Source organism: Paenibacillus plantarum (assembly GCF_013141695.1).
Lineage (GTDB): Bacteria > Bacillota > Bacilli > Paenibacillales > NBRC-103111 > Paenibacillus_E > Paenibacillus_E plantarum.
In genome coordinates this window covers 203408-223043 of record NZ_WHNY01000074.1, presented here as the reverse complement: position 1 = coordinate 223043, position 19636 = coordinate 203408, and the positions used below count along the sequence as shown (strand labels likewise).

At 41.8% G+C, this 19636-nt stretch carries 22 protein-coding genes; 16 read left to right on the top strand and 6 right to left on the bottom strand.

The features are described from left to right. Positions 1 to 80 precede the first annotated feature (80 nt). From GC096_RS27935 to GC096_RS27925, 3 genes are all read left to right on the top strand, one after another. Complete coding sequence (locus GC096_RS27935; protein WP_246303005.1) at positions 81 to 926, top strand: metallophosphoesterase; 846 nt, start codon at positions 81 to 83, stop codon at positions 924 to 926. 228 nt (positions 927 to 1154) lie between these two features. Continuing rightward, on the top strand, positions 1155 to 2096 hold the full coding sequence (locus tag GC096_RS27930; protein WP_246303020.1) for an SDR family NAD(P)-dependent oxidoreductase: 942 nt from the start codon (positions 1155 to 1157) through the stop codon (positions 2094 to 2096). After that, complete coding sequence (locus GC096_RS27925) at positions 2083 to 3624, top strand: AMP-binding protein (RefSeq protein WP_246303004.1); 1542 nt, start codon at positions 2083 to 2085, stop codon at positions 3622 to 3624. Before GC096_RS27930 ends, GC096_RS27925 begins: the two co-directional genes overlap by 14 nt. 34 nt (positions 3625 to 3658) lie before the next feature. Here GC096_RS27925 and GC096_RS27920 read toward each other — a convergent pair whose 3' ends face one another. Continuing rightward, on the bottom strand, positions 3659 to 3913 hold the full coding sequence (locus GC096_RS27920) for a hypothetical protein (protein WP_171634792.1): 255 nt from the start codon (positions 3911 to 3913) through the stop codon (positions 3659 to 3661). 164 nt (positions 3914 to 4077) lie between these two features. On the opposite strand from GC096_RS27920, the gene GC096_RS27915 reads away from it, so the two are divergent. From GC096_RS27915 to GC096_RS27895, 5 genes are all read left to right on the top strand, one after another. Then, positions 4078 to 4773, top strand: coding sequence for a DUF421 domain-containing protein (locus GC096_RS27915; protein WP_312886356.1), 696 nt, complete (start codon positions 4078 to 4080; stop codon positions 4771 to 4773). Between the two features lie 36 nt (positions 4774 to 4809). Continuing rightward, positions 4810 to 5220, top strand: a complete 411-nt coding sequence (locus GC096_RS27910; protein WP_246303002.1) for a VanZ family protein — start codon at positions 4810 to 4812, stop codon at positions 5218 to 5220. A gap of 151 nt (positions 5221 to 5371) precedes the next feature. After that, positions 5372 to 5896: a nucleotidyltransferase domain-containing protein gene (locus tag GC096_RS27905; RefSeq protein ID WP_171634789.1), complete on the top strand. Its 525-nt coding sequence runs from the start codon at positions 5372 to 5374 to the stop codon at positions 5894 to 5896. A gap of 85 nt (positions 5897 to 5981) precedes the next feature. Next, positions 5982 to 6401 carry a DUF6194 family protein gene (locus tag GC096_RS27900; protein WP_171634787.1) on the top strand — a complete coding sequence of 140 codons (420 nt, stop codon included), beginning with the start codon at positions 5982 to 5984 and terminating at the stop codon, positions 6399 to 6401. 153 nt (positions 6402 to 6554) lie between these two features. Further along, on the top strand, positions 6555 to 7163 hold the full coding sequence (locus GC096_RS27895; RefSeq protein WP_171634786.1) for a DUF1349 domain-containing protein: 609 nt from the start codon (positions 6555 to 6557) through the stop codon (positions 7161 to 7163). A 48-nt stretch (positions 7164 to 7211) separates the two neighbouring features. Here the strand turns inward: GC096_RS27895 and GC096_RS27890 are convergent, their stop codons facing one another. Continuing rightward, positions 7212 to 8300 carry a Gfo/Idh/MocA family protein gene (locus GC096_RS27890; RefSeq protein WP_171634784.1) on the bottom strand — a complete coding sequence of 363 codons (1089 nt, stop codon included), beginning with the start codon at positions 8298 to 8300 and terminating at the stop codon, positions 7212 to 7214. Between the two features lie 535 nt (positions 8301 to 8835). On the opposite strand from GC096_RS27890, the gene GC096_RS27885 reads away from it, so the two are divergent. The 4 genes from GC096_RS27885 (at position 8836) to serC (ending at position 11731) form a co-directional block, all read left to right on the top strand. Next, positions 8836 to 9348 (top strand): hypothetical protein, encoded by a 513-nt coding sequence (locus tag GC096_RS27885; protein WP_171634783.1) that lies wholly within the window; start codon positions 8836 to 8838, stop codon positions 9346 to 9348. Between the two features lie 48 nt (positions 9349 to 9396). Further along, positions 9397 to 9792, top strand: coding sequence for a hypothetical protein (locus GC096_RS27880; protein ID WP_171634781.1), 396 nt, complete (start codon positions 9397 to 9399; stop codon positions 9790 to 9792). A gap of 75 nt (positions 9793 to 9867) precedes the next feature. Beyond that, complete coding sequence (locus GC096_RS27875; RefSeq protein ID WP_171634780.1) at positions 9868 to 10323, top strand: VOC family protein; 456 nt, start codon at positions 9868 to 9870, stop codon at positions 10321 to 10323. A 325-nt stretch (positions 10324 to 10648) separates the two neighbouring features. Beyond that, positions 10649 to 11731, top strand: coding sequence for a 3-phosphoserine/phosphohydroxythreonine transaminase (gene serC / locus GC096_RS27870; RefSeq protein WP_171634778.1), 1083 nt, complete (start codon positions 10649 to 10651; stop codon positions 11729 to 11731). Between the two features lie 121 nt (positions 11732 to 11852). Here serC and arsC read toward each other — a convergent pair whose 3' ends face one another. From arsC to GC096_RS27855, 3 genes are read right to left on the bottom strand one after another with little or no spacing between them, the layout of a single operon-like run. Next, entirely contained in the window at positions 11853 to 12281 is a 429-nt protein-coding gene (gene arsC / locus GC096_RS27865; protein WP_171634776.1) for an arsenate reductase (thioredoxin), read from the bottom strand. Positions 12282 to 12308: 27 nt separating this feature from the next. Further along, complete coding sequence (locus tag GC096_RS27860) at positions 12309 to 13601, bottom strand: arsenic transporter (RefSeq protein ID WP_171634775.1); 1293 nt, start codon at positions 13599 to 13601, stop codon at positions 12309 to 12311. 9 nt (positions 13602 to 13610) lie between these two features. Further along, on the bottom strand, positions 13611 to 13934 hold the full coding sequence (locus tag GC096_RS27855; protein ID WP_376769526.1) for an ArsR/SmtB family transcription factor: 324 nt from the start codon (positions 13932 to 13934) through the stop codon (positions 13611 to 13613). Positions 13935 to 14143: 209 nt separating this feature from the next. Here GC096_RS27855 and GC096_RS27850 point away from each other — a divergent pair, with 209 nt between their 5' ends. The 4 genes from GC096_RS27850 (at position 14144) to GC096_RS27835 (ending at position 18441) form a co-directional block, all read left to right on the top strand. Further along, positions 14144 to 14497 carry an ArsR/SmtB family transcription factor gene (locus GC096_RS27850; protein WP_171634774.1) on the top strand — a complete coding sequence of 118 codons (354 nt, stop codon included), beginning with the start codon at positions 14144 to 14146 and terminating at the stop codon, positions 14495 to 14497. A gap of 69 nt (positions 14498 to 14566) precedes the next feature. Then, a complete protein-coding gene (locus GC096_RS27845; RefSeq protein ID WP_171634772.1) occupies positions 14567 to 15364 on the top strand; it encodes an arsenite methyltransferase in 798 nt (265 codons plus the stop codon). 116 nt (positions 15365 to 15480) lie between these two features. Continuing rightward, positions 15481 to 16821 (top strand): FAD-binding oxidoreductase, encoded by a 1341-nt coding sequence (locus tag GC096_RS27840; RefSeq protein WP_376769529.1) that lies wholly within the window; start codon positions 15481 to 15483, stop codon positions 16819 to 16821. Positions 16822 to 17004: 183 nt separating this feature from the next. After that, positions 17005 to 18441, top strand: a complete 1437-nt coding sequence (locus tag GC096_RS27835; RefSeq protein ID WP_171634769.1) for a PAS domain S-box protein — start codon at positions 17005 to 17007, stop codon at positions 18439 to 18441. Here GC096_RS27835 and GC096_RS27830 read toward each other — a convergent pair. Next, entirely contained in the window at positions 18434 to 19603 is a 1170-nt protein-coding gene (locus GC096_RS27830; protein WP_171634768.1) for an MFS transporter, read from the bottom strand. The two genes, GC096_RS27835 and GC096_RS27830, sit on opposite strands and share 8 nt — an antisense overlap. Between the last annotated feature and the right edge of the window lie 33 nt (positions 19604 to 19636).

Below are 19636 nucleotides of genomic sequence, written 5' to 3'. Positions count from 1 at the left end.
CAGTGTTCATCTGCCGGAGGGACAGCCTTCTCACGTTGTAGGTCATGTTATATAATTGTAATATGGACAATAAAGAGAAAATGAGTCGTCGTTCCTTTTTGAAAAAGGGTTTGCTGCTGGGTGGAAGTCTATTATCAGTCCCACCGTTAAGTTACGGGTATGCCACATGGGTTGAGCCTCGTTGGTTGCAAGTGGAGCGTATTTCTTTGGCTTTTCCTACACTGCCGAAGGCCTTCAAGGGATTGCGGGTTGTGCAATTCAGTGATCTACATTTTGGATTTCATCTGGATATCAAGCAATTAACCAAGGTCGTTGAGGTCATTCAGGCGGAAAAACCAGACATCGTATGCTTCACCGGCGATCTCGTCGATTATGAGATTGGTGGGCAGGGGCAAGAAATACGAGATGTTTTGAAGACGATCACAGCAACTTACGGCTGCTATGCCGTGCTCGGCAATCACGATTATTATGGCGATGTTGAAGAAGTGGCAGATGTGTTAGAGGGTGGTGGGTTTCACTGCCTGCGCAATCGGGGACTACGGATTCAGAAAGACAGCCAATCCATATGGATCGCCGGCGTAGAGGACATGTGGGAGGGCGTTCCTAATCTTAAAGCGGCGATGCAGTTAGCGAAAAAAGAAGAATGGGTACTCCTGTTATCCCATGCACCGGATTATGCCGATGTTGTTGCAGCTGCGGGAACCGTCCATTTGCAGCTCTCGGGGCATTCCCACGGTGGTCAAGTAAGACTCCCGATCATTGGGCCACTGGCCTCCGTGCCGTATGGCGTCAAATATCCCTCAGGACTTTATCGTGTAGGGAACAATCAAGCACTTACGCTTTACACGAATCGAGGGATTGGCGTATCAGTTCGTCCGATACGGTTCATGTGTCGTCCTGAGATTACGGTGTTGACGTTGGGGTAAGGCTGGGGCAGCTAGATCGCGCTAAGCCCTGTGTGCTAAATAACGGGATAACATACAGTTAATTCCGTGAGAATTTCCGATTTTATAGGATTAACTGTATAACCTACATTTAATTTCAAACGATTGCTTCAGAAACAGCAGAAACTCGATAATTAGCTACATATTTTCCAGTTAAATCTGAAATTCAAGTTTAAATCGGAAAAATAACTGGAGGTTATCCAGTTATTGATGTGTGTAGTTGAAGCGGCGGGGGAACTTACTCCAAGTACATCCCCTTATCCGATTAAAGCCTCAATTAAAGAAGGTAGTGAAATCATGCCAAGCGCTAGCCTACACAGTCTTCTCTCAAATCTCTTATTCCCACCGACGAAAATAAACAAACAGAAGCTAGAGCGCCAGCTAGCAGGCAAAACGGTCCTAATTACAGGTGCCAGTTCGGGAATCGGTGAGCAACTTGCTTATCTGCTATCCGAGATGCGGGTTCATCTGATCTTGGTAGCCAGACGAGAGGCGAAGCTCCTAGCCATGAAGAGTGATATCGAAGTGAAAGCAGCCCACGTAAGTGTGTTCCCTGCGGATCTTCGAGATCCGAAAGACATGGAGCGTTTACTAACCTTTCTCCATCAACTGCCAGATGGGCTCGATATCGTCATCAGCAATGCGGGTCATTCGATCAACCGTTCTATTCGGGAGTCGTTGGACCGTTATCACGATTTCACGCGTACGATGGCGATTAACTATTTCGCGCCGGTTCAACTATTGCTCTCTATCATACCGCTGCTTGAGCAAAATCAAGGACATATCATTAACATGTCGACGGTCAATGTGATGCTTATTCCTATGCCCCATTGGGCGGCGTATCAGGCATCGAAGTCAGCTTTTGACACGTGGTTTCGATCCGCCGCACCTGAGCTGAACACGATGGGGATCGCCACGACCTCGATGTATCTCCCGCTTGTAAGAACACCTATGATTCTGTCAACCGCAGCGTATCGCAAATTACCGGCCATGTCCCCAGAACATGTCGCCAAGATGATCGGTAATGCCATCTATACCAGGAAGCAAACGTTCAAGCCATGGTGGTTGATTTTCGGAGGGCTAGCTTCCCTGTTTTTCAGGACAATGCCTAGATTATCAAGGAAAAAGGGTAACGGCCATGAAGATGTTTAAATTAATCTATGTGTTAGTTCAAATTAGGCTGCTCTCGTTGGTCGCGTTGTTCCGGTTAGCCTCCGCCATCTACGCATCGGGCACCAATCTGATGGCTCTGTTGCAATTTGCAGCTAGAACCTATGGGGACCAAATCGCGTTAGCGGATGAGCAAGAGACCTTGACGTATAGTCAATTGTTTGCACAATCCAAACAGCTTTCGGCTCAATTAGAGAAGGAATACCAACTTACTGGCGGTAAGAGAGTAGGTTTCTTGTGCAAAAACCATGCTTCTTTGGTGAAAGCCATCTATGCGGTCTCTTTTACAGGGGCGGATATCTATCTACTGAATGCGGAAATGGGTAAGGATCAATTACAGGGGATTCTGGCAAGTAAAGATTTTCACCTTGTGGTTTATGACGACGAACTAAGCGCTTTGCTTGAGCAAACAACGTTCACGAATGCCAAATTGCCCAGCTATCATCCTACCTCATCTGCGATCAATAACTTAGCTGTTACAACTATTTATGAACAAAGAAAACAACGCCGAGCGTCCTCCGGGAAATTAGTGCTGCTGACAGGTGGAACAACAGGCAAAGCCAAAGAAGCGGCGCATCAACCATCGCTATTCAATTATTTGGATCCTTTTGCGGGATTCCTGACCCGATTGCAAATCCTGAACAAGCATACAGCCTATATTGCGACGCCTATTTATCATGGTTATGGGGTAGCGGTGTTGCTCCTTTTCTGCGCGTTAGGCAAAAAAGTAGTCATTCAACGCGGATTTGATGCAGAGAGAGCTTGTCGATTGATTCGGGAGCATCAGGTTGATATCGTAACGGTAGTTCCTTTAATGGTTCATAAAATGTTAAAAACCAACGCAGACGATTTGAATTCGCTGTCTTGTATAGCTTCAGGCGGAGCTGAGCTCAATCCGAAATTGGTTCAAGAGACGCTAAGTCAATTGGGAGAAGTACTGTACAATCTGTACGGCACGTCGGAAGCGGGTTTGAATATCATTGCAGTTCCGCAGGATTTGGTCTATTCCGCCAACACGATTGGCAGAAAGATTAATGGTGTTCATGTGAAAATCATGGATGATCAGAAAGTAGAAACTCCGGTCGGCAGCGTTGGTCAAATATGTATTCGAAACAGATGGTCGATGCGAAACAAAGTTAGTGCATGGATCGAAACAGGCGATTTGGGCTATCGGGATGAGAAGGGGTATTACTTTTTGCGTGGAAGAGTAGACAGTATGATTGTTTCAGCGGGAGAGAATGTGTATCCGTTCGAGGTAGAACAAATCTTGCTCACACACCCCTTCATCGAGGCTGCAGCTGTCATGGGGATAGCGGATGAGCTTTTTGGACAGCGATTGAAAGCGTGGGTTCAGTTGGTAGCTGGTACGGATATGACGAAAGACGAACTCCTAAATTGGCTGCGCGCTAGATTGGCACGATTTCAGTTACCCAAAGAGATCAGCTTCGTCGAGCATTTGCCCTATACCCCATTAGGGAAGTTGGATAAAAAAGCGTTGAATAAGAAATGACCACCACAGGATGTTGTTGTGATGGTCATTTTTTTTAGAGGAAGGGTCTGAACGGAGAACAAGGTCTAGATTCCACCAGGAAAATGGCTAAGAGATCAAACAGAACTAATGGGAGAAGAAATGGCAGGAACGAGATATGTGCTTTCTTTCCATTGCGTGTTTGTTTCAAATAGACCTTGTGGCCGTCGACTTTCACAATCGTGCCACGGTAAGTGCCGTGTGTCGTTTTTATCGTAACTTCGCGGTTGAGGTACTTTTTACAAATTAAATAAGAATCGGATCGCGTCAAGGGAATACCCCCTTTCTAGCTGTATTACTCTAGTATATGCCCGTCTCATAGAACTAGTGTGTGTGTTTAGATAGTCAGCATACTTTAATAAGGTTAATTCTCAATATGTGGTATTATTTGTTATATAAATCTATTGAATATATACTCCGAAGGGAAAGATGAAGGTGGATACCAGTCTTTATGTAAGTATCGGTGTCAAGCTTACAGTCGCTTTGGTAGGACTTTTGATCATGACCAGGCTGCTGGGAAAAAAAGAGATCTCCCAATTGACCGCCTTTGATTTCGTTTCCTCTTTAATGCTCAGTGAACTCGTCGGTAATACGATTTATGATGATGACATTCATCTTAGCCATCTACTATTTGCTCTGATTATCTGGACGCTTCTAGCGCTAGGGTTGGAAAAGTTTATCGCACGATTCCCCAGACTTTCCCGGTATGCCGCGGGGACGCCGGATCTGATTATCCGGGACGGTGTGATTGACTTCAAGGCGATGAAGCGCAACAATCTCGATTTCGCCCAATTGGGCATGCTGCTTCGGGAAAATAATATTTTCTCACTGCGCGAAGTGGCCTACGCCTTGTTCGAGACGAACGGCAGCATCAGCGTGCTGCTCCAGAAGGATCCAGAAAAGATCAGCGGTAATGCCAAAGATCAACAGAGCACAGTCAGCCTTCCCGCTTACATCATTGAAAACGGCAGCATCAATGAAGATACATTGAAGCGCCTCGGTCGAGACAAGAATTGGGTGGAGCAGCTTTTGCAGCTTAGTGGAATTACAGATCATGGGCGCGTGCTTTTCGCGGAATGGTCGGATTCGAGTGGTTTGTATTATCAGCTAAAGGAATCAAATGCTACGTAATTGTTATTGAGAGGTGAAATGAAATACGGAGGTATTATGAATAAACGAGAACGAATTAAAACAATCTTTTTATATGTTGTTTTCATTGGTTACATCGTTTTTTTAATTAAATTGTTGTTCTTATCCAGAATGTCACTTTTGGAGTTGTTTAATAGTCAAAGGACTATACATAGGTCAATCAATCTTATTCCTTTTTATAGTATAAAGGAGTATGTACTTGGCGGTTCTGCGACAATTAGAAGATTCGCATTTAGTAATGTTGTTGGTAATATAATTATTTTCATTCCTCTTGGTACTTATTTGTCATTATTCAAAAAGGACAAAAGAGTAAAGGCCAATCTGTTATTTATATGCTTTGTGAGTTTGTCTGTTGAAATTGCTCAGGGGCTTTTAGGCATCGGAACATCAGACGTGGATGACATCATTTTAAATGGTTTGGGTGGATGATAATATCTGCTATAGGATTACCTGTTATCTTCTATTTATTATTCATGGTGACTTTGAGGCTTTAGAGATTGCTGAATCAGTATTTGAACAGCAATTCAAAAGTTAATTCGTTCTCTTAACGGAACGATAGTTCATTTATGGGGGACTCAAAATGGCACAAAATAAAAATGATCAAACGCAAGCTCAGTTAAATATGATTAAAGAGATGAATGCAATATTTGCAAAATTCAATGGACATTTCTGGTTGCGTGGAGGATGGGCCATAGACTTCATATTGGGGGAGGTTACACGCCCTCATGAAGATCTTGATTTAGTAACATGGGTTCATCATCGAGATATTCTAGAGAGGGAATTAATTGAATTAGGTTATAAAAGGATCCCAGTGAGTGATAGGCAAACGGACTTTGTTAAAGCCAAAATCGATATTCAATTTCTGTATTTAAATCGAGCTCTCGATGGTGCGATTACTCCGAATGGCTTACCTGAATGGGAATGGAGAATAGATGCTCTTCAGAAAAAGGAATTCACGCTGCATGGAATTTCCGCGTATGTATTAAGCCCATCTCAATTGCTCGAAGAAAAAAATGTTTATGAGCAAATTGGGCGAAAGCCAAGACCCAAGGATATAGAAAGCAAGGAAATACTTCAGAATATTATTTCAAGCAACAGGGAGTAAGCTAACGTGTATCCACAACAAAGCGGATATTGAAGAATCTTCAAGTGGGTAAATATACATTTAAATCTGAAACTCTGGAGGGAAAATGATGAATCAAGTAGTTTTTGAAGCATTTACAATGGAACTGCCGAATGTGCAGCGGGTGGACAACTTCGGCTATTCGTTCTTCTTTGTCTGCAAGGATGACCGCTTGCCGTTTGTAACCATTGCTGATTCAGATAATGACTTTGACGATGTGTCCAACCTTGACCGGGAAGATGTATTTCGCCTCAATATTGGAGTGAGCAAAGAGACGTTCAACAATCTCATCCCTTGCCCATCGGATAGAGACATCGACTATTCCATACTCAACGTATTTTTGCCACATCCCCACTATGCACGTCAGCACTTTGTCTGCATCCTTAATCCGATTGAAGATAATGTTGAAATAACAAAGAGACTGATCGTAGAAGCACATTCGATTGCAGAAGACCGTTTCCAACGTAAAGAGGGAAGCAAGGAGTAGAGGTGTGGACAGATCAACTCTATGCAGCTACTAGAGTAACACGGAGAAATGTAGTAAGAGATTTGAACAAAATAGTTTCCCCTCTGTTATAATAATCACACTACATATACACTATGGTAGATATCTGATATGGATGGGTGGCGATGGTTAGGTATGAGTCTTTTTAATAACTGCGTGGGGAAGAGTCTAAATACTTCTCTTAAATGGATGAATGAACCACATGAATGGGAATTTTCTGAACAAAATTCACTTATGATCACTGCTCCACCTCGTGCAGACTTCTTCCATAACCCAACACAGGAAAGTAGAAAAAATTCTGCTCCATTCCTATATACGACAACAGATACAAATTTCATTTTAACCACACGGGTTAGCGTAGACATACGTGACCGGAATGACTCCGGCTGCCTTATGGTAATGGCTGACGAGAATAATTGGGCCAAGTTATGTTATGAGGATTTTAGAGGTCGACCATCCATTGTTAGTGTTGTAACTAAAGATATTTCGGATGATTGTATCGGCGACTATGTCGGGAATACAAACCCTTTCTTAAGAGTATCTCGATATGATAATTGTTTAGCTTTTCATTACTCTCTTGATGGTAATGAATGGGCATTAGTGCGGTATTTTGGAATGAGTAATATCCATAGTTTAAAAGTTGGTGTAGTTGCCCAGAGTCCAGTTGGTGATGGATGTGTAGTACAGTTCGATTACTTACATCTTCTACCTAATACGAATGTGGATGTAAGAAATATAAAATAATCGAATACAATTAAAAGAAATGGCACCCGAATGGGGTGCCATTTCTAATTATTCGTTATCAGCCCATGGTTGTCGAGTTGACACTACTGTCTCTCCGGTTCTAATCGCCTGCTCAATCAGCATGCCGATATAGTGGTCCTGAGAAGCTTCTGGAAGACCATAAAATCCGGGTCCGCCCTCGGCATAAACCGCCATCTTCTTTAAACAGGCTGCAATAGCAATTTCATCGTCATATAACCTTGCAGGCATGAAGGGGTTTTCATATACCCATTGTTCTCCCGCCATAATTCCTTTAAGGAAATAGCCTTCCGCGTTCTCATACTCACCTTTATTGATGCGCTTTAATTCCATTTGAATCTGTGTACAGGAAGGATCTTGTATGCTAATCCGATTATCAAATATTTCTCCCCGTTCCCCCCTAATACATAAATGGTTTGAACGGGTCCATGAGCGATGCTGATCCTTAGTGAAATCGTAAATCCCCAGTTTTCCATCAAAATCCAACCAAGCTATATCTCTCTCTGACTTGATTAATTTATCTTCTGTTGGCGGACCACTTCGGTTCGGCCCAGCGACCCAATCGGATTCAAATTTCATTCCTCTAATACGGACATCTTCAAAGCGCACACCTAACATTTTCCGTATTAAGCTTACTGCATGATAGAACTGAGATATGGATACGGTCACTTGATTAACATTGCCTAATTGTCCTGACCTAATAATCTTATGTCGGGCTTCTTGGATAGGATGGAATTGGTATTGTTCTGCAATTTGAATTCGCGCGCCTTGACGGGTAAGCTTGTTATGTAGCTGCAGTAAACCATCCAGATCAGGTGCAGGAGGTGTCTCTGCAAGTACAGGAATTCCGCGTTCCGCCAGCTGCAGCATATAATCGATAGCGGCGGATGCGTTGACGGATAGTACAACAAAGTCCGGTTGTTCATTTTCCAAGAGCTGATCCAGTGTCCGATAAGTAGTCACTTTCCATAAGTCTTCCATCGCTCTTCCCTTGGCTTCGTCACGAATAACCATTCCGCTAATACAAAATTGTTCTGGAAGAGCCTGTGCAATTCTTAGAAAATACTGTGCGCGAAAGCCTGCACCGCCGATAATGCTGAATGTTATTGGTTTCCCCATCCATTACACCGCCTTCTTAAGTCGTAGCTTCGTTGTATCAAATATAAATTCCATAGTCAAGCTTTAGAATCTAGCTAAGGCGGCTTATCCGGCTGCACCCACATATCTCCGGCTTACCAGTTCGAGGTTACTGGTATCAATCGGCAGACTCGTTCAGAATCGTGATATGATTATATAGAGTAATAATTTACATTTTGTGAGGTAATGCAATGATGAATTTCCTATACCATTATTTTGATAAATCAACAGGACCTTTTCGAAATCTATCAGATTTAGAACCATCGGAAGCGGAGAGAATACTTAACGATATTCGATTCCAGAAGAAAGGATTCGCAAGCAAAAGATCCGTGGACTACCTAACAATCCGACGAAGTCTTGAAGCAAAGGCAAGAGAACTTTTTATAATAAAGGGTGGAAAGCCTATTCGAAACTATCCACATTATATGACTGTTGGAGAATGTCCGTGGCTCTTAGAGTGGTTCGATGAAGGTAGCTTGGTAAGATTACCGAATACATATATACGTGAGGTGATTGTTTGGCTGGGAATATCCTATATATACCATATACAATTGCTATGATTATTGGACTGCTTATTCTTATTGTAATTGTGAAAGTAGCCAAAAGGAAAAAGGTTCCATCAATTATCTTGATGATCTCGATACCCATTTTTATTATTATTCAATGTTACTTTTGGAATGTAAACTATAATAACTATGTAAAAAGTTATTTTTTCCCAAGTAAAATATTTGAATGTGAATATGAAGATGAACTTAAAAATATGGCAATTCCTCTTCCTAAAAGAACTGTATTTAAAGGAAATCAAAATGTTTGTTCTCCGTTTTATTTGACCTATGTAAATGAACGTGATTTTAAATCCTTCTATCAGGAAGAGTTAAACAAGCTAAAAGATAAAGGTACAATTCAAGACTATAGTGATATGGAAAATAACAAATTTGCTGTGAGATTGTTATCAGGATCAAGTATAGAAATCATTCACAAAATAGAAAATTCTAATCTCATTATCATAAAATATCAAAACCAGAGTTGAAGTAGTGTAACTGCTCTAATCGGATATTCAATCCATCAGGAGGTTACGATGAGGATATCAAGGTGGTTAATTTTAAGCTTAGCAGTCCTTCTAATTGGAATTATCGTATTCAAGACGAACAACAACTATATAACATCCATAACGATATATAAACCTGGGAAGAATGGGCTAGGAGAGGTAATAGAAATACCAAGAGATGATTCGAGAGATGTATTATTTGACTCTATAGAGAAGTCATTTCGCCATCAAAAAAAAGCCGACCCAAAAGCAGATTCACAAATTGAAGCACCTTATTTCAAACTAGTAGTTAAGAAACGCGTTGGTTCAGATACCATGGAGTTGTGGGTTACAAGGGATAAGATTGGGATTCAAGAGGGTGGCAGGTACAAAAAAATTGAAGGTGAATATACAGACGCCATAAATAATTTATTGAAAGGACATTGAGGGAATTGGTAATATGGATAGAATAAATATGAAGCTGATCAGGTAATGAAATTGTACACATAAGGAGATAAAACTATGGAAAAAAACAAATTACTAAGAATGGACAATGTTGGCATCGTTGTAGAATCTCTTGATGACGCAATCTCTTTCTTCGAGGAAATTGGCTTGAAGCTTGAAGGGCGAGCTACTGTCGAAGGTGAATGGGCTGGTCGCGTAACAGGTCTGGGTTCACAATGTGTAGAAATTGCTATGATGATTACCCCAGATGGCCACAGCCGAATAGAACTTTCGCGATTTCTCACCCCACCTACTATATCAGATCACCGAACTGCTCCTGTAAATGCTCTCGGTTATCTACGCGTCATGTTCGCTGTTGAAGACATTGACGAAATGGTATCCAGACTCGTCACTAAGCATGGTGCTCAGCTTGTTGGCGAAGTGGTTCAGTACGAGAACTCGTATCGGCTCTGCTATATTCGTGGAAATGAAGGAATTCTAATCGGTTTGGCGGAACAACTAAGTAATAAATAAGTGACGTTTAAAAGAAGACTTAAACTGAAATGTATATAAGATGTCGTCGTTATGCTAGTTGACAAAATACCTGTGGTAGGTTTAACTGAATATAAATAAATACTTGAATTATGCCTATGATGAGAATCCAACTCGGAGGCGTTTCCGTCAAGAGCATCATGCAAATGATGTTCCTAAGTTAGCCGGTCCCGACCGTTATCGCGGAACCAAGAGGATCGAACAGCTATGTTCGATCAAGTTGGGTGGCACCGCGAGCAAACGCTCCTCGTCCCAATAAGACGAGGGGCGTTTTTGCGTTTTCACAAATTGAAGGAGGTTCGTAACCATGTATCGTATTAACAACTTCAATCCGGGTCCGGCAGCTCTTCCTCTTGAGGTCCTGAATCAAGCACAGGACAAATTTATTGAGTATAGGAAAGGCATATCCATTATGGAGATGTCTCATCGTAGTAAGGATGTTGAGCAGCTATTCGAGGAGACACAGCAGATTATGCTTGGGCTCTTGGGCTTGAATTCAGACTATCAAGTCTTATTTATGAGTGGTGGCGCAAGTATGCAATTTGCTATGGTACCGATGAATTTGATGTCACCTAAAAGGAATGGAAGCTATATTCTTTCGGGTAGTTTTTCGGAAAAGGCTTATAAAGAAGCCCAAACAATTGGCAATGCAAAAATTGTAGCGAGTAGTCAATCGCAAAATTGGAGCATTCTTCCGGCTGTGAGCGATTTAAACGTAGATCCAGATGCTGCCTATATCCACATCACAACCAATAATACGATTGAGGGATCACAATTTCGTGATTTTCCCTCGACTAGCTCAGTTCCCCTTATTGGAGACATGACAAGTGATTTACTTAGCCGGAAGCTCGAGTTTAACAAGTTCTCAATGTTTTACGCTTCAGCTCAAAAAAATCTTGGACCCGCAGGCGCAACCGTTGTGGTCATTCATGAAGATTTGCTCAAAGAATGTGTGAACACCATTCCAGCTATTCTAAATTACAGAACGTACGCTCAAAACAAATCACTTTACAATACACCCCCGGTTCATTCCATTTATATGATGAAACTTGTGCTTGATTGGGTAAATCGGCAGGGAGGTATCGCTGAAATAGAGAAAATGAATGTTCAAAAAGCAAACCTTCTTTATGATGTGATTGATAGCAGCGGTGGCTACTACAAAGGAATTATTGAAATGCCGTTTCGTTCAATGATGAACATCACATGGCAAATGATGGATGAAAAATTGGAGAAACTTTTTATTCAGGAGTCGGAGTTGCATGGCTTTGATGGTCTGGCTGGCCATAGAAGTGTTGGGGGGCTACGTGCATCCGCTTATAATGCTGTTCCTTATCAAGCTTGTAAAGATCTCGCTGAGTTCATGATCGATTTTCAAAAGCGTAAAGGGTGAAGTGCAGTACTCTGTTGACCGAGAAGGATAGGAAAAACAGGCTGCCAATATGCACGGCAGCCTGTTGAATTAAGATTTAAATGTTCGAGACTTTACGGAGTACTATGCCTTTTAAGTCATATTACTTGCCTTCCTTCACAAATTGCTCGATTCTGTTTTTAATGGAATCACGAACTTCATGGAATTTAGCTGTAATTTCATCTTCCGTGCCAGTTGCTTGGGCAGGATCGTCAAATCCCCAATGCCATCTTACTGCTGTATCATTTCGGACAACGGGGCAGTTGTCATTAGCGTGACCGCACAAAGTAATGATGAAATCTGCTTGAGCCAAAATTACTGGATCAATCACGTCAGAGGTATGGTTCGAAATGTCGATACCAGCTTCTTTCATCGTTGCTACTGCACGTGGGTTTAAACCGTGAGCTTCTAAACCGGCACTTTTCACTTCGTATTGGTCCCCGCCTAAAGCTTTCAAATAGCCATCAGCGATTTGGCTGCGGCATGAGTTTCCTGTGCAAAGAAAATAGACTAAAGGTTTTTTGTTATCCATGGTTTAGTTCTCCTTTTTTGTATGGGATCATGCAATAATGTGAAGCCATAAATAAAGCCCCGTAAGAGTAATTAAGAGAGTTGGGATAGTAAGAATGACACCTGTCTTAAAATAATGGCCCCATGTGATTTTTACACCTTTGGTAGATAAAACATGTAACCATAGCAGTGTTGCAAGTGATCCGATCGGTGTAATCTTAGGTCCAAGATCGCTTCCTACAACATTGGCGTAAACCAATGCTTCTCGAATAATTCCATCTGTGTTCGTACCTTCGATGGCTAGAGCATTAATCATAACTGTCGGCATGTTATTCATGACGGAGGACAGTAGAGCAGATAAGAAGCCCATTCCCACTGTTGCAACGAACAATCCTTGTTCTGCTAGGTTCTCAACCAACTCGCCTAGGGCATCGGTAAGACCTACGTTTTTAAGGCCATAAACCACTACATACATGCCGATTGAGAATATGACGACAGCCCAAGGAGCATCTTTGATCACTCGTTTCGTTTCGATCACCTTACTAGATCTAGCCATTAAAATGAAGATCAGTGCCACGGAGCCTGCGATGATGGAAACAGGGATTTTAATAAATCCACTACTCACATAAGCGACGAGAAGGATGCCAAGAATAACCCACGACATCCGGAAAAGCCTATGATCTTTGATGGCATCTGAGGGCTGCTTTAATTCCTTCATATCGTAATTCGTTGGGATGTCCTTTCTGAAGAAAACGAATAAAACAACCAAACTTGCAGCTAATGAAAATAGGCTAGGTACTATCATGCGGCTTGCATAGGTGACAAAATCGATGCCGAAGAAGTCAGCCGATACGATGTTGACTAAGTTGCTGACGATAAAGGGCAATGAAGTGGTATCCGCTATAAAACCACTTGCCATGATGAAGGGTAAAATCATTTTATCAGGGAGTTTTAACGCTCGAACCATTGCTAATACAATCGGAGTTAGAATTAATGCAGCACCGTCATTGGCGAAAAATGCGGCAACTGCCGCGCCTAACAAAATGACATAAACAAACATGAGTTTTCCATTGCCTTTCGCAATTCGCGCCATATGCAAGGCTGCCCATTCAAAAAATCCGATATTGTCTAAGATTAAGGAAATGAGAATTATGGCGACAAAGGCGAGTGTGGCATTCCAAACGATAGATGTAACCATCAGTACGTCGTGAAAAGACACAACTTGGAAGATAAGAGCAAGGATAGCACCCGCGGATGATGACCATCCAATGTTGAGGCCCCTTGGCTGCCAAATTACAAAAGTTAATGTAAGCAGGAAAATAATAACCGCTACGTAAGTCATGGTTTCCTCCTAATCGCAACAGTTTAAATCTTTACATGATACTGCATTTACTTTTTCTTTTTGTGATGGCAGGTACTGAAAAAACTCGTGCAGGAAGGGTTTATCCTCAATGTTTAGCGAATAAAATACCCATTGCCCCTTTTTGGTTTCCTTCACTAACCCCCCGGCTTTCAGCTTTCGCATATGCTGGCTCACATTGGGCTGACTAGTTTGTACGAGTTCAACAATCTCATATACGCATAGTTCACGTTCTTTGAGCAGAGAGAGAATAGAGAGTCTCATCTTATCCCCGAGAAGTTTACACACATCAGATAACATTTCCATTTCAGGCAAAATAACTCGCTCCTTTACATCAGCAGATTCAAGTATCATTCGTGGATTATTATATAATTATTTGATTATATATTAAAAGTTAAGAATTTGTAAATTATCAACTAGAATAGATTTGAATAGATCAAAATAAATTGATTTATCTATTGAATCTTACAATTAGGATGTGTTAAGATCTATTCATCAAATAAAATTGATTTAAGAAGGTGCTAATGGTGATTAAAGAACTTCCTATTTCTTCAAAAGATGAGAGTCAAGTTGATTTTTCGAAATACGAGCTCCAGTTTAAAGCATTAGCAGATCAGAAACGGTTGCAAATCATGTATGAGCTTACGCAAAAGGGAAGTGTCTGCGTTTGTGATTTGGTTGAGATTGTAAACATGCCGCAGTCAAAGTTATCGTACCATCTGAAGATATTGCTTGATGCTAATCTGATCGCGAAAGAGACCAAAGGTACTTGGAGTTATTATGAATTAAATCACGTAGAGGTCAACCGGTTACTTTCACCAGAATTATGCTGTATCTTCCGAAAAAGCGAAAATCAATCAAGCGAATGTTGCTCGTAACCCACACAGGTGGGTTTTTAAATGAGTTATTAATCAAAAATTCTTGATATAATAAAGGAGAGATAATCAATGAGTCAGGTTCAAAATGATGAGGTACGTCAACATGTTCGCAATCGCTATAAACAAATTGCAATCGAGAGCATTCCAAACGCAAGTTGTTGCTCCTCCTCTGAACCAGCAACAAGCTGCTGTAGCACGCCAGATGAGGTTTCCGCCAAATTAGGCTACTCAAATGAGGAGCTTAATGTTGTTCCGAGTGGTGCGAATCTTGGGTTAGGTTGTGGAAATCCTCAAGCAATCGCCTCACTACAATTGGGAGAAGTTGTTCTTGATTTAGGAAGTGGTGCCGGTTTTGATGTGTTTTTGGCATCTAAACAAGTTGGAGAAACGGGTAACGTTTATGGAGTTGATATGACGCCAGAGATGATTAGTCGTGCACGCCAAAATGCTCAGAAACATGGATATGAAAATGTAGAGTTTCGTCTAGGTGAAATTGAGTATTTGCCGATATTGAATGATTCGATTGATGTTATTATTTCAAACTGTGTTATTAATTTGTCACCTGATAAACAGCAAGTTTTTAATGAAGCTTTTCGTGTATTAAAACAAGGTGGCCGTTTAGCGATTTCCGATGTAGTCATGACTTCCGAACTTCCAGCAGAATTAAAAAGTGATCTTAATTCACTCGCGGGGTGCGTTTCAGGTGCATCTACAATTGATGAAGTCATGGTATTCTTGCAAAGAAGTGGATTTCAAAACATTATCGTTGAACCTAAAGATGATTCTCGAGAATTCATTAAGGATTGGGTGCCAGGCGCCAACGTAGATAACTATATTCAATCGGCAATCATCAAAGCCATTAAATAAAAGTAATTAACTAAGCTGAAGCCCATTCCCGTGACAAATATCCTTCATACGTTAATATGATGCATGGCTAATGAACATCATGGATAGCCAATAACTCATAGGGAGTTGGAGTTGTGATATCTCAAACGGGACTTACGGGACGCGTGATCTTTAAAGGAGATCCAGGGTATGACGTGGCACGAAAAAATTGGGATCCTCATACGGACAGATTTCCGAAAGTATTTGTGTTTGCTCAAAGAACCAAAGACGTAGCAAATGCTATAAGATGGGCACGTAAAAACAATGTCCCGATTCGACCAAGAAGCGGAAGACATGCCTTGGAAACCAATTTGTCACAGGTCAATGGGGGCATTGTTATTGATGTTAGTGATATGAAGAAAATTCAACTTAATCGAAAACTCGGAACAGTCGTTGTCGGATCAGGAAATCGAGTAGGAAGAATCGTAAGCACGCTTGTTCGGAGAGGCTTTATGGCTCCCTTTGGTGACAGCCCATCAGTTGGGATCGGAGGAATCACGCTTGGAGGAGGAATTGGCCCACTTCAACGAACGGTAGGTCTGATCTGCGACAATCTTCTCGCAATCGAAATGGTTGACGCCAATGGTAAAGTGATCCATGCAAACAAAAAATGTAATAGCGATCTTCTGTGGGCTTCCCGAGGTGGCGGTGGCGGTAACTTTGGCGTATACACGAAATACAAATTTAAAGTTCGGCGTGCTCCCAAAACGGCTACTGTATTCCAAATTACTTGGCCCTGGAATCAGTTTGAAGAGGTCGTCAAAGCTTGGCAGCGATGGGCACCTTTTACAAGTACAAAATTAGGCAGCGAGTTATCTGTTGGACCCAAAATAGGCGGCAATGTCAGCATGATCGGGTTGTATCTTGGCTCTAAAAAGGAGGCTATCCGCCTATTAGAACCTATAACGAGCGTCGGCACACCTACGAAGAACATTCGTTTACTTCCTTACGCGGAAGTCACCAAAATTTTGCTTGTTCCTGACCCTGTGCTTACTCAAAAGTTCAGCAATCAATTTTCCAGTGGTTTTGGCAGGCGTCCTTTCCCGGACAAAGCGTTTAAAACTATGCGCGAGTTTCTAGAGAAAGCAGAGGGGAATACAACAGCGGGATTTTATTTTCTCAACTGGGGCGGTGCGGTGAGCCGAGTCGCACCTAGAGCTACCGCGTTTTACTGGCGGAAAGCTGACTTCTATGTGGAATGGAATACCTCGTGGGTTAAACCATCACATGCCGCTAAAAACATTGCTCTAACACGCGAAACGCGCCGGAAATTACAGCCATATATTGTTGGATCCTACATTAACGTTCCGGACCAAGGGATTAAAAATTCCGGTTCGGTTTACTACGGCAAGAACTATGAAAGGTTACGGAAAGTAAAAGCTAAGTATGATCCTAACAATGTGTTTAACAATCCGCAAAGCATTCCTCCAGCGAAGTGATTGTTTCAAATTTGCTGAAGTCATTTATAATAATGCAGAATTATAGTTAGGGGGCTTGCTTCGCGGCAGCTCCTTTTTTTTTTATCAAAGTGATGGAAGTTTAATGTTACCTTATCAAGTGATAGAATGAATGCAAAAGCATTGCAATTCCTTGTAATGTAACTGCTTAATCGGAGGACTCAGATGTTATCTCATTTCAATGACCATAGTCTTTTTTTTCGTGCATTTGAGAAATCTTCAATTGGAATGGCTTTGATATCTTGTGACGGAAGTTTTTTAAAGACGAATCCATCTCTAGGCAAAATGCTAGGCTATAGCGAAAGTGAATTCATAAATCTCGTTGTTACGGCTGTCAGCCATCCTGAAGATGTAGAAGCTGATCTGGAAATATGGCGTAAATTGGTGCAGGGCGAAATAGATGGTTATCACATAGAAAAAAGGTATATTCATAAATCAGGGAGCCTATTGTGGGGGCTTCTAAATGTTACTGCAGAAAGGAACGAACAGGGAATTAAGGGTAATGACATATTCATTTGTCAAATTGTAAATATAACAGAACAAAAAGAGAAGGAAGAAGAGTTTAAGAAGATTGAAGAACTGCACAACCTTATTTCTGAACATTCACAGGACGTTATTTTGCGTTTAACGCCAGACGGAATGATCACATATGCCTCGCCAGCTATCCGCCACCAACTTGGATATGCGCCAGATGAACTTATCGGAAAATATGCCTATGACTATTGGCATCCAGATGATATGAACGGTGGCTGGTTACGGCGAGGTAATTCCGATAATTCGGATAGCAGAATATTTATATATCGTCTTCGGCATAAAAATGGTCATTATATTTGGCAAGAATCACACTCCAAAAAAATTAGAAATGCTGCAGGAGATGTTCAACATGTTATCAGTATGGGGCGTGATATAACAGAACGGATACATTCCGAAGAGTTAATCCGCAGATCAGAGAAACTTTCCTTAGTTGGCGAACTTGCAGCTGGGATCGCCCATGAAATTAGAAATCCTTTGACCAGTTTACGAGGATTTATGCAAATGTATGTGAAAGAAGATATGGATGGTACTAAAAAATTACGTAATGAAGTCATGTTATCAGAAATTGATCGCATCAATGAAATTGTAAGTGAGCTTTTAGTGTTAGCGAAACCTTCAAATGAGGCATTTGAATTAAGGGACTTGGTTCATATATTAAATCACGTTACCAGATTATTTGAAGGACAAGCCAACCTACATAACGTTCAAATAAAGATAGAGTTAGATGACAATTTATCATTCATTCAGTGCCAACGCAGTATCAATCAAGTATTTATCAATGTTTTAAAGAATGCCATTGAATCCATGCCTAAAGGTGGAGAAGTGTCCATAAAGGCCAAACAAATGAATGATAGAATATGCATTCGAATTAAAGATAAGGGTTATGGAATCCCGCAAGAAGAGATAACCAAGATTGGGAACCCTTTTTTTACTACAAAAGAAACAGGAACAGGGTTAGGATTAATGGTTTCAATGCGAATCATCCAAAATCATAATGGGACTTTGCGAATCGAAAGTGAAGTTGGGAAAGGGACTATGGTAGAAGTTGTTTTGCCAATCGTTAGATAGCGATATGCTTTTCCAACATTTTGCTCTTCTGGAATGAGACTATCGCTGCAATGAATGCTATAAGTAATGTAACACTTGCGACCCACGGATTGTACAAGACCGTTGAATGCAATGTCGCAGCCATGCCTCCCACACTCGCACCACTGGCAAGACCTATCTGCGTCACGGAAATGTTCAGGCTTATGATGAGATTAGATGATTGCGGAGCCTTCGCGATGAAGTAGCTTTGCGTAGCTGGTCCCATAATGAACATGGCTATGATCCACATGGATAAAAGTGCAATAGCAAGCGGGAACAAGTGGATAGCTAGAGGCAGCAGCAAAAGCGTAACAACATGAAAGATCATGCTGATGACCATTACGGGAACGCTTCCCCATTTGTCAACGGCGGAACCGCCAATGCGGGAGCCGAGTGCGCCAGCAATTCCGAATGAAAGCATGATGATCCCGATATCGGAAGCGCTCCTATGGAGAATGGTATCTAAAAATGAAGATAAATACGTGAACAGGATGGAGTTCCCAGCTTCTCTGAACAAGACGAGAAGCAAAGCGGTCAGAATAACCGGATTCGCAAGTATAGTGAATTGCTGGCTGAACGAAACAGGAGCGTCTCCTTTGATTTCCGGTAGCATGAGCGCCATACCGATCATGATGATGAAGCTGCCTGCGGCTAAGAAGAGGAATATCATCTGCCAACTGAATATATGGGTCAGCGCTATTCCGATCGGTACCCCAAGGATCATGGCGCTGCTGAAGCCGAGAATGATCGTGCCCATGGTGCTGCCGATTTTATCAGGCGGGACCATTTTGGCTGCGGCGCTGAATGCGGCTACAAGCAAGACACCAGAGCTCACTCCCAGTATCATTCGGGATACGATCAACAGTGTGAAACTGGAACTGACGAAGGAGACGAGATTGCCTAATATAAAGACAAGCATGGCGAGGAGAAGTAGTTTCTTTCTTTCCATTCGTGCCGTCAGTGACACGACGACTGGTGTTCCAATAGCGAACGCGAGAGAATAGACAGTGATGAGCTGTCCGGCAAGAGCGACCGAGACATGTAATTGATCAGCTAACACATTAAGAATGCCAGCAATGACCAACTCGGAAGTAGCGGTGAAGAAAACAGCTATGGTTAGCATATAAATGACTTTTCGATTCATAGCAATCATTTCCTTTCTCTCGTTTTCTAAACA

Excerpts from the sequence above, each read along its gene's own strand:
- GC096_RS27880 (WP_171634781.1), top strand. The coding sequence starts at position 9,397 with ATGAGGATATCAAGGTGGTTAATTTTAAGCTTAGCAGTCCTTCTAATT.
- GC096_RS27935 (WP_246303005.1), top strand. The coding sequence starts at position 81 with ATGAGTCGTCGTTCCTTTTTGAAAAAGGGTTTGCTGCTGGGTGGAAGT.
- GC096_RS27845 (WP_171634772.1), top strand. The coding sequence starts at position 14,567 with ATGAGTCAGGTTCAAAATGATGAGGTACGTCAACATGTTCGCAATCGC.
- serC (WP_171634778.1), top strand. The coding sequence starts at position 10,649 with ATGTATCGTATTAACAACTTCAATCCGGGTCCGGCAGCTCTTCCTCTT.
- arsC (WP_171634776.1), bottom strand. The coding sequence starts at position 12,281 with ATGGATAACAAAAAACCTTTAGTCTATTTTCTTTGCACAGGAAACTCA.
- GC096_RS27850 (WP_171634774.1), top strand. The coding sequence starts at position 14,144 with ATGGTGATTAAAGAACTTCCTATTTCTTCAAAAGATGAGAGTCAAGTT.
- GC096_RS27830 (WP_171634768.1), bottom strand. The coding sequence starts at position 19,603 with ATGAATCGAAAAGTCATTTATATGCTAACCATAGCTGTTTTCTTCACC.
- GC096_RS27835 (WP_171634769.1), top strand. The coding sequence starts at position 17,005 with ATGTTATCTCATTTCAATGACCATAGTCTTTTTTTTCGTGCATTTGAG.
- GC096_RS27900 (WP_171634787.1), top strand. The coding sequence starts at position 5,982 with ATGATGAATCAAGTAGTTTTTGAAGCATTTACAATGGAACTGCCGAAT.
- GC096_RS27910 (WP_246303002.1), top strand. The coding sequence starts at position 4,810 with ATGAATAAACGAGAACGAATTAAAACAATCTTTTTATATGTTGTTTTC.
- GC096_RS27905 (WP_171634789.1), top strand. The coding sequence starts at position 5,372 with ATGGCACAAAATAAAAATGATCAAACGCAAGCTCAGTTAAATATGATT.
- GC096_RS27890 (WP_171634784.1), bottom strand. The coding sequence starts at position 8,300 with ATGGGGAAACCAATAACATTCAGCATTATCGGCGGTGCAGGCTTTCGC.
- GC096_RS27930 (WP_246303020.1), top strand. The coding sequence starts at position 1,155 with ATGTGTGTAGTTGAAGCGGCGGGGGAACTTACTCCAAGTACATCCCCT.
- GC096_RS27860 (WP_171634775.1), bottom strand. The coding sequence starts at position 13,601 with ATGACTTACGTAGCGGTTATTATTTTCCTGCTTACATTAACTTTTGTA.
- GC096_RS27925 (WP_246303004.1), top strand. The coding sequence starts at position 2,083 with ATGAAGATGTTTAAATTAATCTATGTGTTAGTTCAAATTAGGCTGCTC.
- GC096_RS27895 (WP_171634786.1), top strand. The coding sequence starts at position 6,555 with ATGAGTCTTTTTAATAACTGCGTGGGGAAGAGTCTAAATACTTCTCTT.
- GC096_RS27875 (WP_171634780.1), top strand. The coding sequence starts at position 9,868 with ATGGAAAAAAACAAATTACTAAGAATGGACAATGTTGGCATCGTTGTA.